Source organism: Roseovarius autotrophicus, from assembly GCF_018069895.1.
Lineage (GTDB): Bacteria > Pseudomonadota > Alphaproteobacteria > Rhodobacterales > Rhodobacteraceae > Roseovarius > Roseovarius autotrophicus.
Genome location: NZ_JAGQDH010000080.1, coordinates 1 through 762, shown reverse-complemented (window position 1 = coordinate 762; position 762 = coordinate 1). Strand labels below are relative to the sequence as shown.

Below are 762 nucleotides of genomic sequence, written 5' to 3'. Positions count from 1 at the left end.
CCGTGCCACCGCGTGCGATGATGGCGCCGTGGCAGCGGCGGGTGTCGTAGGCGCCATCTGCGGTCACGGTGCCGATGTCTTCGTCCTGGGGGACCTGGTCGAGCAGGTCCAGCAGGACGGGGCTGTCGCCTTCCCGGCTGGGGTGAACTCGACCGCGCGGATGTCGGATGTGGCGGTGTCCATGGCCAGATGGACCTTGCGCCATTGGCGAAGAAGATGACAGACCGCTGACCTGCAACATATATACTGCGATCAGCCTCAAGACCTCGCATCTCACGAACGGGTTCGCCAACCTTCGCACCATCGACGAAGCGCTCACGGTTCAGGGCGATCTGTTCGGGTTCTGACAAGAAAGCCGCCCCATGCGGGGCGGCTTCAGTTCACGCGCTCAGGCGTAACCGAATACAAATAATCGAAGGCGGGATCATCGACCACGATGAATCTGATCGAAAAGTCAGGGCGACGTTGTCCCGCTCCGTCATGTAGCGCCACACTTGATGCCAGAGCACGCGCGCGGGCAGCGTTTGTCGAAACGCCATTCCGTGTTCGGCAACGCCTATCGGGGACGGGTGCTCGCAGCGCGCGCAAGCGGCTTCCAGCTTTGCCGCCGCTTCATGCACGCTGCGCGGTACATAGTTCATCCTGAACAGCTCTCATCCTTCTGATTTCGCTTTATAAAGTAGCGTTTTTCTTTGGTTTTGAATGCAGCATTTGGTATAATTGCAGCCAGAACCCTGCAATTTCGAGATGCGATATGAAGCC

1 pseudogene is annotated in these 762 nt (G+C 58.9%); it reads right to left on the bottom strand.

The annotated features are described in order from the left end of the window. Window positions 1–210 (bottom strand): annotated as a pseudogene (locus KAK09_RS18640) (transposase); the annotation flags it as partial. Window positions 211–762: the final 552 nt, after the last annotated feature.